At 56.2% G+C, this 15114-nt stretch carries 15 protein-coding genes; 1 reads left to right on the forward strand and 14 read right to left on the reverse strand.

Going from position 1 to position 15114, the window contains the following annotated elements; all coding sequences use genetic code 11:
- Positions 1-8 precede the first annotated feature (8 nt).
- The gene (locus MR935_RS04335; RefSeq protein WP_290571379.1) at positions 9-536 is read right to left on the reverse strand and encodes a hypothetical protein; all 528 of its coding nucleotides are present in this window, start codon (positions 534-536) and stop codon (positions 9-11) included.
- Positions 529-1674, reverse strand: coding sequence for an N-acetylglucosamine-6-phosphate deacetylase (nagA, locus tag MR935_RS04340; protein ID WP_290571381.1), 1146 nt, complete (start codon positions 1672-1674; stop codon positions 529-531). The genes MR935_RS04335 and nagA overlap by 8 nt, the downstream gene beginning before the upstream one ends.
- A gap of 161 nt (positions 1675-1835) precedes the next feature.
- On the opposite strand from nagA, the gene MR935_RS04345 reads away from it, so the two are divergent.
- Positions 1836-3005, forward strand: a complete 1170-nt coding sequence (locus MR935_RS04345) for a helix-turn-helix transcriptional regulator (RefSeq protein WP_290571383.1) — start codon at positions 1836-1838, stop codon at positions 3003-3005.
- 15 nt (positions 3006-3020) lie between these two features.
- Here MR935_RS04345 and MR935_RS04350 read toward each other — a convergent pair whose 3' ends face one another.
- From MR935_RS04350 to yunB, 12 genes are all read right to left on the reverse strand, one after another.
- Positions 3021-3296, reverse strand: coding sequence for a preprotein translocase subunit YajC (locus MR935_RS04350; protein WP_290571385.1), 276 nt, complete (start codon positions 3294-3296; stop codon positions 3021-3023).
- A 152-nt stretch (positions 3297-3448) separates the two neighbouring features.
- On the reverse strand, positions 3449-4630 hold the full coding sequence (locus MR935_RS04355; RefSeq protein ID WP_290571387.1) for an SIS domain-containing protein: 1182 nt from the start codon (positions 4628-4630) through the stop codon (positions 3449-3451).
- Positions 4631-4723: 93 nt separating this feature from the next.
- A complete protein-coding gene (agaF, locus tag MR935_RS04360) occupies positions 4724-5152 on the reverse strand; it encodes a PTS galactosamine/N-acetylgalactosamine transporter subunit IIA (RefSeq protein WP_290571389.1) in 429 nt (142 codons plus the stop codon).
- Positions 5153-5200: 48 nt separating this feature from the next.
- The gene (locus tag MR935_RS04365) at positions 5201-5755 is read right to left on the reverse strand and encodes a hypothetical protein (protein WP_290571391.1); all 555 of its coding nucleotides are present in this window, start codon (positions 5753-5755) and stop codon (positions 5201-5203) included.
- Between the two features lie 233 nt (positions 5756-5988).
- Positions 5989-6990: a PTS system mannose/fructose/sorbose family transporter subunit IID gene (locus MR935_RS04370; RefSeq protein ID WP_290571393.1), complete on the reverse strand. Its 1002-nt coding sequence runs from the start codon at positions 6988-6990 to the stop codon at positions 5989-5991.
- Positions 6980-7807, reverse strand: a complete 828-nt coding sequence (locus MR935_RS04375; protein ID WP_290571395.1) for a PTS mannose/fructose/sorbose/N-acetylgalactosamine transporter subunit IIC — start codon at positions 7805-7807, stop codon at positions 6980-6982. The genes MR935_RS04370 and MR935_RS04375 overlap by 11 nt, the downstream gene beginning before the upstream one ends.
- A gap of 36 nt (positions 7808-7843) precedes the next feature.
- Positions 7844-8320: a PTS N-acetylgalactosamine transporter subunit IIB gene (gene agaV / locus MR935_RS04380; protein ID WP_290571397.1), complete on the reverse strand. Its 477-nt coding sequence runs from the start codon at positions 8318-8320 to the stop codon at positions 7844-7846.
- Between the two features lie 588 nt (positions 8321-8908).
- Entirely contained in the window at positions 8909-10333 is a 1425-nt protein-coding gene (gene gatB, locus MR935_RS04385; RefSeq protein ID WP_290571399.1) for an Asp-tRNA(Asn)/Glu-tRNA(Gln) amidotransferase subunit GatB, read from the reverse strand.
- 15 nt (positions 10334-10348) lie between these two features.
- Positions 10349-11818: an Asp-tRNA(Asn)/Glu-tRNA(Gln) amidotransferase subunit GatA gene (gene gatA, locus MR935_RS04390; protein WP_290571401.1), complete on the reverse strand. Its 1470-nt coding sequence runs from the start codon at positions 11816-11818 to the stop codon at positions 10349-10351.
- A 16-nt stretch (positions 11819-11834) separates the two neighbouring features.
- Complete coding sequence (locus MR935_RS04395) at positions 11835-12122, reverse strand: Asp-tRNA(Asn)/Glu-tRNA(Gln) amidotransferase subunit GatC (protein WP_290571403.1); 288 nt, start codon at positions 12120-12122, stop codon at positions 11835-11837.
- An 18-nt stretch (positions 12123-12140) separates the two neighbouring features.
- Positions 12141-14159 carry an NAD-dependent DNA ligase LigA gene (ligA, locus tag MR935_RS04400; protein WP_290571405.1) on the reverse strand — a complete coding sequence of 673 codons (2019 nt, stop codon included), beginning with the start codon at positions 14157-14159 and terminating at the stop codon, positions 12141-12143.
- Between the two features lie 87 nt (positions 14160-14246).
- Positions 14247-14918, reverse strand: a complete 672-nt coding sequence (yunB, locus tag MR935_RS04405) for a sporulation protein YunB (RefSeq protein WP_290571407.1) — start codon at positions 14916-14918, stop codon at positions 14247-14249.
- Positions 14919-15114: the final 196 nt, after the last annotated feature.

The following is a 15114-nucleotide window of genomic DNA, read 5'->3' on the forward strand; positions in this document are numbered from 1 at the left end:
CGTGACATCTATTTCATTTTGGTCAGCGCGATCACATGCAGCACGCAGAAGTACAAGCCCACGAGCGAAATACCCGCGCTCAGCAGCGTCAGCGCGGCCGAATACTGCTGATCCCATGCGTTGAGCAGGACCAGCACGGAGAACACTGCGTACAGCACAGCCAGCGTGATGACCTTTTCCTTGCTCTTGTTCGCCAGAATGGATTGCAGCGGCGAGACCTGCTTTTCAAAGTCCACATCCTCGACTGGCTGTAGCTTTTTGAAAAACGACGAGCGGTAGTACACCTCAACCAGCGCGACAAGCAACACACCGGCCAGCACGGCCTGCGGCACAGTCAAGAACGTACCGGCGCACAGAATCGCGGCAAACAGGATAATCACAAGGCGGTTTTTGAAAAAGATGATCTTGTTTTCGTCCTTTTTTTCAATTTGATAGCCACGCTTGGTCAGGCGGTCGTAATAAATGGTGCGGTTTTTCTTATCGGTATAAATGTTCCGGCCGGAAAGCCGGATCTTGATTTTCTGGCCTTTACTCATCTAACATTCCTTTTCCCTTGCAGTAGGTCTGAAGCACCTTGTAATCCCGGTCGAGTACGACCATGTCCGCGTCAAAGCCAACCTGTATCGCCCCCTTCCGATCGTCAATGCGCAGGCAAGCCGCGGGGTTTCTGGTGCAAGCGTTGATCGCTACATTGACCGGTACGAGCGCCTCTTCGATCAGAATGCGCAGGCCGTCGTTTACGCGCAGCGTTGAGCCGGCCAGTCCCTTGGTCGAAGTCAGGTGCGCGCTGCCGTCCGGATATATCTCAATTTCGTTGCCGCCAAACAGGAATTTGGAGCCGATCGGCTTGCCCTTGGCCATCAGCGCATCGGTGACCAGCATACCGTGATCCGCGCCCTTTTCATGGAAGAACTGGTTCAGCGCGGCATAGGTCGAGTGGTTGCCGTCGCAGATGCACTCTCCATACATGCTGCGCAGCCGGTACGCCGCACCCACCAAACCGTTTGCACGGTGATTGAACGGCGTCATGCCGTTATAAACGTGCGTCATAGAGCGCGCGCCGTGCGCAAAGGCCATGACCGCCTGCTCATAGGTCGCGGCCGAGTGACCAATGCTCACAACAATGCCGTGCTCCGCGCAGTAGCGGGTCAGGGCGAAGTCCTCGTCAGTCTCGGTGGCCATAGTGATATATTTAATCAATCCATCGGCGGCCTGCTGGTACTTTTTGAACTGCTCCACCGTCGGCTTTACGATATACTGCTCGGGCTGCGCTCCCTTATACTTCATATCCAGATAAGGACCTTCAAAGTGCACACCCACGATCTCCGCGCCCTCATAGCCGTCCTTTACCACCTTGGCGACGTTTTGCAGCGCGGCGGTCAGCACCTGCTCGCTCTGAGTGATGGTGGTCGGCAGCAACGCGGTTACACCCTCCTGCACGATGTTGCGTACCCAGTAGCGCAGTCCCTGCTCCTCGGCGTCGTTTGTATCAAAGCCAAACGCACCATGGCAATGCACATCAATAAAACCGGGCAGAATGCGCTCTGCGCCGTAATCACGATCGACCGGCTTGCAGCCATAATCATACACATGAATAATTTTTTCACCGGCTATTTCGATTTGCGCCTCGACAAATTGATCGGCCAGCCACACTTTTTTACTTTGAATGATCATTTTCTAAGCCTCCTGTCATTCTTTTACGGCGCTGCCGCGCACGCTTCTTTTTTCACTCCGCCATTAGACTTGCATTTTTGTCCAAAGTATACTAAAATAAAGGAAGATTTGCACTTTTTAGTGAAACGCAAACCGGACGACCTTTTGTGAGGGAACCTACCATGAGCAATCCAACCCTGCACGACAACTTCCATCTGTTCGGGGCGGTATATTACCAGCCGCTGGAGTCCGAGACGGACGACCTGTTCTGTATGCAGCTTGCCACACATACGAAAACCGTCGACCGGCTTTTCCGCTTTCCGTGCGAGGTCTGCGTCGAGCCGGTCAGCGGACTGGCCAAAATCGTGTTCTGCACACAGCCGGAAGCGACCGAGCCGCACGCTTTCGCTCTTCGCCACTATGTGAAGATCAAACCCGGCATTTTTTTCAACATTGTGTCCGTTTCTGCAAAGGCCACCTGCCGCCTGCTTGCGGTCGACGGCCGTTTTACCCAGTATGCGCTCTCTACGCCGTATACGCCCCGGCCATCTCCAATCCCCTTCAACATTTTGGAGATACTCGATCACCATTATGTGGCCGGGCAGCCGCAGTATTGTTTTCACGCAGCCGCCCACAGCTATTATGAGCTGCTGTATGTCGACCGCGGTACGCTGACAGTCACTGCCGTAGGCACATCCCACATACTCGGCGCCGGTGATGTGATCGTGTACGGCCCGGACAGCGCACACGGCAAGCATCTGGCCAAAGAAAGCGGCTGCTCCTATCTTTCGGTCGTGTTCGACATGGAACTGACCGGGCCGCACCGCCTACTCCGCCGTGTTTTTCACAGCGCAGACGGCCTGCGCGACGCGCTGGACAAGCTTATCGAAGCGGATGGCACGCAGTCTCCGCACGGACGCACGCTGATGATCTGCTATCTGCAAGCGGCGGTGACCCGGCTGCTCCAGCTGTGCGAGGCGCTCGATGGCGAACCGCCCGTGCCCAGCCACAGTCTTCAGCAGGATCTGCTCGAGCAGATCCTTGCCTACATGGGCGACCATGTCACCGAGCCAATCACCATTGAACAGATTTGCCGCAAGTTTTTCCTCTCGCGCTCCTCACTGCAGACGATGTTCAAGACACATCTGAACCATTCACCGAAAAGCTATCTGCTGGGCATCAAGCTGCAAAAAAGCAAGGACCTGATCCGCGAAAATCAGTATACCATCAGCGAAATTGCGGAAATGCTCGGTTTCAGCTCAATCCACTATTTTTCCAGACTGTTCAAGAAGTATTTCGGGCTGTCACCCAGTGAGTACGCCAAGCATGTGTTCGCGCGCGAAAGCCTGTGACGCGGCTGACCCGGCTCACGCCACCGTCTGGATGCTGTAACGCGATATCTCCAGAACCACGCCTTTGCTCACTTCCACGCGGATTATATCGTCCTGTATCCCGGTGATCGTGCCGTAAATGCCGCCGCCGAACAGCACCCTAGCGCCAACCTTGATCTCGCCTTGCAGCTGTGCCATGCGGTCGCGGCTTTTGCGCATATTGCGCGCCGAAATAATAGAAATAACGAGTGTACCGAGACCGATCAGCACGGCCACCGTGATGCAGGTCCACAGGATGACTTCCCAATTCATATTGCCACTAAGCTCCTTATCGTTTCTTGCCGGCGCAAAGCGAAGGGGACGGCCGCGGCCATCCCCCCTGCCCGTCCGCGCCGCACGGGATACACACGACCGCCGCCCGCCGGGGCTGGCGGCCGTGTTTTTTCATCGTATTACCGCTTGTGTCACGCCCGGGTACACGGATACAGCGTAACGCCCTTGACCACGCGGTTGACCTCGCCCGTCGGGCAGGGGTTATCGGGCGTGATTTTCATGGACAGCGACTTGAGGACGGCCAGCGTCTGCGCAAACAGGATATCATCCATGCCGAGCAGCGCGCTCTCGGTCGTGTCCGCCAGTTCGTAAACCACGGTGTAGTCCACCAGCGCGGAAACCGTCTCGTCCGCCTTGGACAGCACGGCAACGATCTTGTTGCCCTTGCGCTGCCCGCTCATCTCTTTGATAAGATCGACCTCGTAACGGCGGGTGTAGGCGTCATCGCTCAGATAGACCACCGTGATGGTGTTGTCATCAATAATGGACTTGGGCCCGTGGCGGAAGCCGAGCGGCGTGTCATACATCGTAACGACGCGCCCGGCGGTCAGCTCCAGCATCTTGAGTGCGGATTCCTGCGCGATACCCTTGAGGCAATTGCTGCCCAGATAGACGATACGGTTGAAGTCATACCCATCGACGATCTGCTGCGCAATGCCGAACTGCTCATCCAGAAAACGCTGCCCAGCGGCTATGATCTTTTCCACCTTGGCGATGGCCGCATCCAGCTCATCCAGATGGAAGCACAAGTAGGTCGCCAGATACATATTGGAAAAGCTCGAGGTCATCGCAAAGCTCTGGTCGTGCGTCTCGTCAGTCAGGTTGATGGCATAGCAATTATCGGTCGTCGCCGCGCGCTTGGACAGCGCGCCGTCCTTGTTACAGGTGACGAACAGGTGATAAACATGATCGCACACCGCCTCGGCTACATCAATCGCGCCGATCGACTCGGGCGAGTTGCCCGAGCGGCCAAAGCTGACCAGCAGCGTGGGCTTCGTGCGGGAAAGATACGCCTCGGGCGTTGCCACGAGATCGGTCGTGCCGTAGGACTTGATCTTGTGGCGCAGCCTGCCGGTCAGGCAGGGGAACAGCGCGTTGCCGACAAATTCGCTCGTGCCCGCACCGGTCAGGATCACATCGAAGTCCTCGCATGTGATGACTTGGTCGATAAACTTCTTCAGCGCGTCCTTGCTCGCCTTGATCTGCTCGCAGGTCTTTTTCCATGTCGCGGGCTGCTGATAGATCTCGCGCAGGGTAAACACAGACGATGTCTGCTGCATCTGCTCCTCTGCAATGCCAAAAATCTTATTCATGTTATCCTCTCTCTCCTTTTGACCCTCCGGCAAACGGTTTACAGCGGGTCTGCTTATCAAAATCGGACTATATTATGGTAAGGCCAAGTCCCGTCAGATGCCGTCTTCGGACTCCTGCTGCTCGACCTTCTTAAATTCGTATGGAACGATGCTTTCCTTACCGGTTTCCAGCGCCGTCTGAGCCAAGGTTTCTAAATCGTTAATAAACTTACGGGACATGGCGATCTCGACCACCATCGGTAAATTGGTGCCCGCGATCACGCGCACATTGCCGCGCGGAAAGCCGACCTCTACCGCGGTCTTGAACGGCGTGCCGCCCGGCAGGTCGGAGAACACCAGAATACCCTCACAATCCTGCAGCGCGTCCATCGCCCGTGTCAGCTCGCGCGCCAGATCGTCCATGCTGTATGTGGGCAGAAAATCGACATACTGATACTGCTGCTGCTCACCGGCGATCAGATTCAGCGAGCTGGTCAGCCCGGAGCCGAAATTTGCGTGTCCCGTTACCAGTAATCCAATCATTTTCCTTCTCCTATCTCAAATCATATTCCGCAAAGCGTCTGCGCGCATTCATACGCGGGCGCTCTCCTCCACCCCCGGCTGCGCAAGGCGCTTCAGGCTGTCCTGAATCGCCGGTATATAGATTGCCTTGGGGTGAAAGCATATTTTTGCATTATTATAGTATAACACGGCATTGTCCGTATCATCAAGATACTCGTACTGCCGGGCGATCATAAAAAGGATCACACCCAGCGGAAAACCGTAATACTGCTTGGCGTCGATCTGACTGTCCATCGTTTCAATCAGATCGCTGCGTTTGTCGATCATTACCGCGTAAGCCTGTTCGTTGTAGCGCGTAAACAGCGCATCCCCAAAGTCGCGGATGGCCTCGAGCAGCCAGCCGGCATATTGCTTGTTTTCTTTGAGCAGGAACGTATGAAAATACTGCTCCAAAAAGCTCTTTTTATCCGCCGGGTTTTTGTAACGCGCCGCGATCATCGCTTGCAGCATCGCCTCAAACCGGGGCACATCCTTGCCCAGATACAGCGCGCGCAGCTTGTACAGATCGCATGTATACGCGCCCAGCAGCCTGCGGGACATCGCCATATCCGCCAGCTTCTCCACAGTTTCGCAGTCCTTTTGCGCCAGCGCCTTATTCATACTGCGTAAAAGGAAATTCTTGCCCACTTGAAAGCCTACATATATGGCAAACAATAAAAAGATAACGGACGCTGTTAATGCACTCACCTGAACACCTGATTTCTTGCTGTTTGTAAGCAATAGGGGGAAATGATCCCGGTTGCCATCTCCCCCTATCTGCTGCCTTGGCAGGGGCAGCCCCACCAAGCTATTCGATTTTACTCGGGCATGGTCACGGTGATGCCCGCTCCCTGCAGCTCGGTAACGACCGAGTTCAGGGCATCCCAAGCCTGCTGACCGCTCTTGGCAGCCGGTGCGGGCGCGGGATACTCATACCACTCTACGAGCGGCTTGTAACCACCGGGGATGGTGTTGCCGTCGGCGTCCATCGCCTGCGAGTTGCCGCTCCAGATGCCGAACGCGCAGCCGACAATACCCACCACCAGAATGAGCAGGATGCACTTGACCGGCGTCCAACCCTTCTTGATAAGGGCATAAATGCCAAGGGTAATCAGCAACGGGATCAGCTTGGGCAGGATGCCGTCCAACAGCGACTGAATGTTGATCTGGGTCGAGCCAACGATCATACGAACGCTGGTCGAGCCATAGGTTGCAATCAGGCCGCCGACGACGAATACGCCGAGGATGCTCGCCGCGCGGGTGAACTCCTTCGCGCTCGAGGTCAGCATCGAGACCGCCTTAGTACCCAAGCCGTACGACCAGTACATCAGGCCGAAACGAACGACAAACTGCACCACGTTAAAGATGATAAGGAAGAGAATCGCGCCGAGGAAGCTGCCCTGCAAAGCCATGTTCGCAGTTAAGCCCGCGGTGATCGGAACGAGCGTCAGCCAGAACAGCGCATCGCCGATGCCGCCAAGCGGACCGGCGGCCGAAATACGTACAGAACGGATGGTGGTCGTATCCGCCTTGTTCTGCTCAAGGGACAGCACGATGCCCATAACAAACGTTACGAGGAACGGATGGGTATTGATGAAGTCCAGATTGTGCGCCATTGAGGCCTTCAGGTCTTCCTTGTTGGTATGGATCTTCTGCAGGCCGGGCAGCATGCCCCACAGCCAGCCGCACGCCTGCATTCTCTCATAGTTGAAAGAAGCCTGAAGGAAGCAGGACATCCACACCATCTTGTTCAGGGTCTTTTTGTCAAGCGCCGGAGCCGGTGTCAGATCCTGATACTTTTCGGGAATATTATATGCCATCCGAGTCACCTCCCATATTGCCTGCGCCAGCGTTTGCCTTGATTCTGGTATTGATTGAGAAGTCGTAAATCGCGATCGCCGCGCCGACAAATGCGCACAGCAGCAGGGTCGCGCCCGCGGTCGAGGCATTCGCGCTGCACAGCAGTGCCATCGCAAAGCCGGCCAGCAGGAAGCCCCACATCTCGTTGGACATCATGACCTTCATCAGAATCGCAAAGCCGACAAACTTCATCGCGCCGCCCGCGGCGTCCAGACCGGCCATGATCCAAGAGTACTGGAAGGCAAAGTTCTGCAGTGTCTCGCCGAGCACGGTGCCGCCGTACAGACCTGCGACGGAGATCAGGCCGAACAGCGTACCCAGCACGCCCATCTCGATGAAGTTTACATTTCGGATACCCTTTGCGTCCGCATTCTCCGCACATTGATCGGCCTTAGCCATCATGCCGGACATAATGGTAAAGGTCAGGGTAACAACATATTGGCCGAACACCGCAAACGGAATCGCCAGACCCAGTGCCGCGCCCACGCCCTCAGGCGTTGCCTCCATGCCGAGAGAGACAGCGAACACCGTAGCCATAATGCCGCCGATAATCGCGTTAGGCGGCTGCGCACCGCCGATCGGCATGCTGCCGATCTGCACCAGTTGGTAAGAACCGCCGACGACTACGCCCAGCTCAAAGTTGCCGAGAATGGCACCGATGAGTGGGCAGGTAAAGATCGGCTGATACAGGGATTCCAGAAAGCTGAATTGGTCAATGCCCATAATAAAGGCAACCACAAAGACCAAAAGCGCCTGTATAATGGTTATTTCGCCCATTGTTTACTCCTTTCCACTTGCTTTTACGTCAAACACTCACTTGAACAGCTTATCGATGCTCTCGGCCGGCGTATCCGGCACGCGCTTGATCTCAAGCGCAACGCCCAGATCCTGCAACTTTTTGAAGCACGCCACGTCATCGTCATCGACGGCAACAGAGGTCGCTACCTGACGTTTTCCATCCGTCATGTGCATATTGCCAATGTTCACCTTTTTAATCGGCACGCCGCCTTCCACCAGCTTGAGCACATCCTGCGGATTTTCGCAGATGATCGCAATATGCTGCTTATCGGAAGCCTTGTGGATGATGTTGATGGTCTTCTCGATCGAGAAGAAGCGGGTCTGCGCATACGCAGGCGCAGCCATGTTCATCAGCCCCTGCCGGAACTCATCGGTCGACACAGCATCGTTTGCGACAAGCAGCAGGTTGGCTCCGACAACGCCGCACCACTGGGTTGCGACCTGCCCATGAATCAGGCGGTTGTCGATTCTCGTTAGCACGATATCAGGCATTTCTCTTCCCCTTTCTCCAGTATTTGCGTTGAGCTGTGCTGAAACGTTCCTTTTTTTCGCTCGGCATTGCTCCATCCAGGAATATCGAATCAGCACCCTCGCATTACAGCATTTATTGTACCAGAAATGTTATTTGATGAATTTGCACTTTTTATCCGCTTTTTGCATTTTTAATTTAGACACTTTGGGTAAATTCTGACTATTATTTTCTCTTCCTATTAAAAAACCACGCACATTCAGCTCCTTCCCACGAAGATACACAAAATAATTGTTAAATCACTGACAATATCGCCGCCCAATCCTTGAAAAAATATATTTTTTCAAGGATAGTATGAAAAATATTTTTATTGAAATGTGCAAAAGGCGTTGATATACTGCCATATACTTCTTTGTTTTTAGTCAATATACCTAATTTTATTGAAAATATTTGTTGCTATCGCTGATGCTCCTTTGGTAGGCCGTGTTCTATTCTATGCCTGCTTCACGTCGGATAAGCCAAAAGACCGAAAGCAACAGCAAGTTGCCTTCGGTCTTTCGTTTGGTTTGCGGACGGCCGGCGTGTGCACGCGGGCGCGCCCATGTTATCACTTACAGCTTGGCAAGCTCCTGTGCGATCAGCTTGTTAATGATCTGCGGGTTGCCTTGCCCCTTGGATGCCTTCATGCACTGCCCTACAAGGAAGCCGGTGACATTTTTTCCAGCCTTAAAGTCCGCGACTGCCTTTTCGTTGGCCGCGATCACCTCGCGCACGATGGACAGGATTGCGCCCTCGTCGGACACCTGCTTCAGCCCCATACGCGCTACGATATCCTCGACCGTTTCATCAGTCTCAAACATGGCGGGCAGCACCTTTTTGCCGGCTGCCCCTGAGATCGTTCCCGCCTCGATCAGCTTGATCAGGTCGACCAGCTTGGCCGCGGTCAGCTTGGTCTCCGGCAGCTCAGCTCCCTTGTCGTTAAGATACTTGGAGATATCGGACAAGATCCAGTTGGCCGCGGCCTTGGGCTTTACCGACTTTGCCGCCTCGTCCAGCAGCTCGGCCTTGGCAAAGCTGTCCGAAATTAAGCGTGCTTCCATCGCGGTCATGCCGTACTCATTCAGGTAGCGCTCATAGCGTGCGATCGGCAGCTCGGGTATCTCACTCTCAATCTGCCGCATCCACTCATCGTCGATCTCGACCGCAATCAGGTCAGGATCAGGGAAATAACGGTAATCCTGCGCGTCCTCCTTGGTGCGCATCACCGTGTTTTTAAGCTTGACGTCATCCCAGCGGCGGGTCTCCTGCTGTATCTCGCCGCCGCTCTCCACCACCTCGATCTGGCGCGCAATTTCGTAGTCGATTGCGCGCACTGCGCCGGAAAAGGTGTTGATGTTCTTCATCTCCACACGGGTGCCGAATTCGGTCGAGCCTTCCGGGCGAATAGACACGTTGACATCGCAGCGGATCGAGCCTTCCTCCATCTTGCAGTCGCAGATGTCAAGATAGGACAGTGTGGTCTTGATCGTCTCCAGAAACTCCTTGGCCTCCGCCGAGGAGTGCAAATCGGGGCGGGTGACCATTTCAATTAGCGGCACGCCGCAGCGGTTGAAGTCAACGACCGTACCGTCTATCTCATCGTGCAGCAGCTTGCCCGCATCCTCCTCAAAATGAATGCGCTCCAAACGGCAGGACTTCTTTTCCCCGTCCACATAGAAGAACACCTCGCCGTTTTCACAGATCGGCACATCAAACTGAGATATCTGATAGGCCTTGGGCAGATCGGGGTAAAAATAATTCTTACGGTCGGCCTTGCAGAGCTTGTTTACCGTGCAGCCGGTCGCCTTGCCCATCTTGGCCGCAAAGTGAACGACCTGCCGATTGAGCACGGGCAGCGCGCCCGGCATACCGGTGCAGACCGGACAGGTGTGCGTATTGATCGGCGCGCCGAACGCGGTCGAGCACGAGCAATATATCTTGCTCTTGGTGGAAAGCTCCGCGTGCACCTCAAGGCCGATGACAGCTTGGTATTTCATGTTATGTCTCCTCCTTTACAGCGCGGCGATGATGTTGCGCAGGCCGCTCGCCTGCTCAAAGGCCAGACCGGCGTTGAGCAGCGTCTGCTCACCAAAGCGCGGGCCGATGAGCTGCATACCCACAGGCAGCTTGTTCGAATCGAAGCCGCAGGGCTGCGTCAGTCCAGGCAGACCGGCGATATTGACCGATACCGTGCAGATATCCCCCGCATACATTTCGAGCGGATTTGCGGTTTTCGAGCCGATCTCATATGCAGTGGTCGGCGCAACAGGGGTCAGGATCAAATCGCACTTTTCAAACACCGCAGCAAACTCCTCGCGGATTTTACGCTGCGCGGCGCGCGCCTTCTTATAATATGCGTCATAATAGCCGGAGGAGAGCACATAGGTGCCCAGCATGATGCGGCGCTGCACCTCCGAGCCAAAGCCCTCCGAGCGGCTCTTGACGTACAGCGAAACCACGTCGTCGCCTACATGGGGTGTGCGGTAGCCGTACTTTACGCCATCAAAGCGCGCCAGATTGGACGACGCCTCGGCCGAAGAGAGAATGTAGTAGATCGGCAGCGCGTACTCGACCAGCGGCAGCGAGATCTCGAACACCTCCGCGCCAAGGCTTTTGTAGGTCTCGGCCGCCGCCATCACATGCTTACGGACTTCATCCGAGATGCCCGCGCCGAAATACTCCTTAGGCAGACCGATCCGCAGCCCCCTGACATCCGCCTTCAGATTGGCACGGACAGAGCCTTCAAACGGCGTCTTGACCGAGGTCGAATCGTGCAGCGGGTCATGGCCGGTGATGGCATCGAGCAGCATGGCCGTATCCTCGATCGAACGGCCAAAGGGGCCGATCTGGTCGAGCGAGGACGCAAACGCGATAAGACCGTAGCGCGAGACTGCGCCGTAGGTAGGCTTGAGGCCGACGACGCCGCAGAACGATGCAGGCTGGCGAATCGAGCCGCCGGTATCCGAGCCGAGCGACAGCGGCGCTTCGCCCGCCGCAACGAGAGCAGCCGATCCGCCCGACGAGCCACCGGGCACGCGGTCGAGTCCGTGTGGGTTGCGCGTCGGGTGCATCGCCGAGTTCTCGCAGGACGAACCCATGGCGAACTCATCCATATTGGCCTTGCCGGTGATGACCACATCCTGTGCGGCCAGCTTTTCGATGACCGTCGCGTTATAGGGCGGCTTGAAGTTATACAGCATCTTGGACGCGCAGGTGGTGAGCGTGCCCTTGGTGCAGATATTGTCCTTTACCGCGACCGGGATACCCGCCAGCGCGGACAGCGCTTCGCCCGCGGCGCGTTTGCGGTCGACCGCTTCGGCCTGCGCCAGCGCGACCTGCTCCGTCACAGTCACATAGCCCTGTACTTTATCCTCCACCGCCTTGGTGCGGGCAAAAATATCCTTTGCCAGCTCGGTTGCAGAGATCTCCTTCTTGCCGAGCAGCTCGGACAGCTCGGCCGCTGTTTTTTCATAAAGTGCCATTTCTCTGTCCCCTCCCTTACTCGACTACGCGCGGCACGGCTACGCCGCCCGCCTGAAAGTCCGGCGCGTTCGGCTCAATGAGCTGATCGGGCGTGTACTCCTGCACCACCTCGTCCGGGTGGAAAGCATTCTTGCGCTCGGTGTCGATGACATCCGTGATATCGCCAAGGTCGAGTACGGCCAGCTTGTCCACCATGCCGACGATATCCTGCATATCGTCGGCCAGCCGGTCAAAAATGCCGCCGGTCGAGTCGAGCCGCGCGAGGGATGCAATGTGTTCAATTTCTTTCCTTGAAATTGCCATGTCAGTTATCCTCCTGTCTTATACGGGGACGGATCGGCCGGCCGCTTCGCCCGCTTGTCCATCCGCTATCATCTGCTTAAATTCGGCCTCGGTAAGCACGGGAACGCCCAGTTCGGCCGCCTTTTGCAGCTTGCTGCCTGCGTTCTCCCCTGCAACCACATAGCTGGTTTTCTTAGAGACCGAGCCTGCCGCCTTGCCGCCAAGGCTCTCGATCAGCTCATTGATCTCCTTGCGGGTATACAGCGTCAGGCTGCCTGTGGCGACAATTGTCTTGCCCGCGAGCAGGTCGCCGCGCACTGTCTGTTCGCCGGTGAAATTGACGCCGTGTGCGCGCAGCTTTTCGATAAGCTCCTTAGACTGCGCAAGCGCCCGCCACGCCGCGATGCTCTCGGCCGTGGTCTGGCCGATATCGCGTATCTCGGTCATTTCCTCGACCGTGGCCGCGAGGATCGCGTCCAGACTGCCGAAATGCCCCGCCAGTATCTTGCCTGCTTTCTGGCCGACATGCCGTATGCCAAACGCAAACAGCAGCCTTGACAGATCGCGCGTTTTGCTTGCCGCAATGCTGTTTATCAGGTTGTTCGCCCAAACATTGACCTTTTTGCCGAGCGGCAAAAGCTGGTCAAGGGTCAAATCATACAGGTCGGCGGCCGACTTGACCAGCCCCGCGTCGATCAGCTTGAGCAGATTGCTCTCGCCGCAGCCGTCGATATCCATTGCGTCGCGCGAGGCAAAGTGCATCAGGTTGCGCAGCAGCTGCGCAGGGCAGGCCGCACCTGTGCAGCGAACAGCCGCCTCGTCCGCATCATCATAGACCGGCGCGCCGCAGACCGGACATACCCGCGGAAACACATACGGCAGCGCATCAGCGGGGCGCTTATCCATCACAACGCCGACGATCTCCGGGATGATCTCACCCGCTTTGCGGACGGACACCGTATCCCCCACGCGCACATCCATCTGGCGGATAAAATCGCGGTTGTGCAGCGTTGCGCGGGACACAGTCGTACCGGCCAGCCGCACGGGCCGCAAGACGGCATTCGGCGTCAGCACGCCCGTTCGCCCCACTGAAATGACAATGTCCTCCAGCAGCGTTTGCTTAATTTCGGGCGGATATTTGTATGCCGCCGCCCAGCGCGGGAATTTGGCGGTCGAGCCAAGCGCCTGCCGCTGGGCAAAGGCGTTGACCTTGACGACCGCGCCATCAATATCAAAGTCCAGCTCGCCGCGCGTCTCGCCCATCTCGTCGATCTGGCGGCGTACGTCAGCCGGGTCGGTATAAGCCGGATAGCATGGACTGACCGGAAAGCCGAGCTTTTTCAGATAATCCAGCGATTCGGTATGACTGGCCAGCGGCAGCTCGTCCGCATTCTGGATATTAAAGCAAAAGATGGACAGCTTGCGCTCCTTGGTGATGCGGCTGTCCTTCTGCCGCAGCGAACCTGCCGCCGCGTTGCGCGGATTGGCCAGCAGCGGCTTTTCGTGCAGCTCCAGCTCGGCGTTGAGCGCGTCGAACACCGAGCGCTTCATGTACACCTCGCCGCGCACGATCAGATGCGGCGGCGCATTTTCGAGCCGCTGCGGGATATCCTTGATGGTCTTGAGGTTGGCGGTCACATCCTCGCCAACCTGCCCGTCGCCGCGCGTCGCGCCCCGGACAAATATGCCGTCCACATATTCCAGCGCGACCGATAGACCATCTATCTTATACTCGACCACATACTCCGCCTGCCCCACCGCGCCCTCAACGCGATTGTAAAACTCGTCCAGCTCGTCAAATGAAAACACGTCCTGCAAGCTTTCGAGCGGATAAACGTGCTGCACCTTGTCAAACCGGCCGGAAGCCTTGCCGCCGACCCGCTGTGTTGGTGAGGCCGGATCGGCCAGCTCCGGGTGCGCTGCCTCGAGCGCACGCAGCTCGCGCTGCATCATATCGTATTCGTAATCGGATATTTCAGGCGCATCGTCATTGTAATATTTTTCGTTGTGATATCGCAGCTTTTCGCGCAATGCGGTGATTTGCTCAAGCGCGTCCACGCCACCACTCCTTTGTAAACCAAATACAAATTCAGTATATCAAATTTTTCACAGCAACGGAAGTATTTTTTGGGCTTTCGCTGCAAACTATTCATAATCGCTGATTTTGCCCAGCAGGCCACCGGAAATATCGTCGATATAGGTGTAGCGCTCGGGCACCGTACCGACGATCACGGTATCAGTCACCGGATAACTGCTGACGATCTCCCGATCCTCACCCCCAAAGGGCGTCAGGATACGAAAGCCTGCGTGCACCTCGATAATGATATTATGTCTTGTCTGGTTAATGCCTGCGGACGAGAATGCGCTGACGAACTCGGCCTCCATCTGCACCAGTCCGGCCATGCCGATATCCACACTTGGCCCCATGCCGGTGAAGAAATTAGGCGCGAATACCGTGCCGAGCGGCACCTCGACCGTCGTCTGCTCCAAATCATCCAACCGCTCAAACAGGCCGTTGACGATGCGCGCCTTAATCTTGCCCACCGCAATCACATCGGTGCGCAGCGCGGTGATATGGTTCTGGTCATCCCGCTCCAGAATGACAAGGTTTGCGAACGCCTCCGGGTGGGCGAACACCTCCTCTTCCATCAGGTTGTTAATCTCCTGTATCGCGCTGTCCTCACAGATATTCGAAGCGTACTCCATGAAAATACGCTGCATCCGCCGCGTTATCATCGCGCCGGCCGTGACCAGAAGCACCATCAGCAGCAGCAGCGCCCACCGTCCACCCGTTTTTCGGTATTTTCGCCGCCGCATAGCGCACCCCCCTTCACGACAATATACGCCGCGCCGGGCAAAAAAAGAAGCACCCAAATGGTAGCACCAGATAAGAAAACATTGAAAAAGTCAGTGAAATCAATGTTTTTCATGGTGCAAACACGGTGCGAAGTCGAAACAATCAAATACTGACATGCTCAAAGGGCGTTGATATGCAAGTATCAGCGCCCTTTTC

The sequence above is a fragment of the Agathobaculum sp. genome (assembly GCF_022775115.1).
Classification (GTDB): Bacteria; Bacillota; Clostridia; order Oscillospirales; family Butyricicoccaceae; genus Agathobaculum.

What these genes read in the sequence shown, in the direction of transcription:
- MR935_RS04335 (WP_290571379.1), bottom strand. Translation starts at nt 536, where the DNA reads ATGAGTAAAGGCCAGAAAATCAAGATCCGGCTTTCCGGCCGGAACATT.
- nagA (WP_290571381.1), bottom strand. Translation starts at nt 1,674, where the DNA reads ATGATCATTCAAAGTAAAAAAGTGTGGCTGGCCGATCAATTTGTCGAG.
- MR935_RS04345 (WP_290571383.1), top strand. Translation starts at nt 1,836, where the DNA reads ATGAGCAATCCAACCCTGCACGACAACTTCCATCTGTTCGGGGCGGTA.
- MR935_RS04350 (WP_290571385.1), bottom strand. Translation starts at nt 3,296, where the DNA reads ATGAATTGGGAAGTCATCCTGTGGACCTGCATCACGGTGGCCGTGCTG.
- MR935_RS04355 (WP_290571387.1), bottom strand. Translation starts at nt 4,630, where the DNA reads ATGAATAAGATTTTTGGCATTGCAGAGGAGCAGATGCAGCAGACATCG.
- agaF (WP_290571389.1), bottom strand. Translation starts at nt 5,152, where the DNA reads ATGATTGGATTACTGGTAACGGGACACGCAAATTTCGGCTCCGGGCTG.
- MR935_RS04370 (WP_290571393.1), bottom strand. Translation starts at nt 6,990, where the DNA reads ATGGCATATAATATTCCCGAAAAGTATCAGGATCTGACACCGGCTCCG.
- MR935_RS04375 (WP_290571395.1), bottom strand. Translation starts at nt 7,807, where the DNA reads ATGGGCGAAATAACCATTATACAGGCGCTTTTGGTCTTTGTGGTTGCC.
- agaV (WP_290571397.1), bottom strand. Translation starts at nt 8,320, where the DNA reads ATGCCTGATATCGTGCTAACGAGAATCGACAACCGCCTGATTCATGGG.
- gatB (WP_290571399.1), bottom strand. Translation starts at nt 10,333, where the DNA reads ATGAAATACCAAGCTGTCATCGGCCTTGAGGTGCACGCGGAGCTTTCC.
- gatA (WP_290571401.1), bottom strand. Translation starts at nt 11,818, where the DNA reads ATGGCACTTTATGAAAAAACAGCGGCCGAGCTGTCCGAGCTGCTCGGC.
- MR935_RS04395 (WP_290571403.1), bottom strand. Translation starts at nt 12,122, where the DNA reads ATGGCAATTTCAAGGAAAGAAATTGAACACATTGCATCCCTCGCGCGG.
- yunB (WP_290571407.1), bottom strand. Translation starts at nt 14,918, where the DNA reads ATGCGGCGGCGAAAATACCGAAAAACGGGTGGACGGTGGGCGCTGCTG.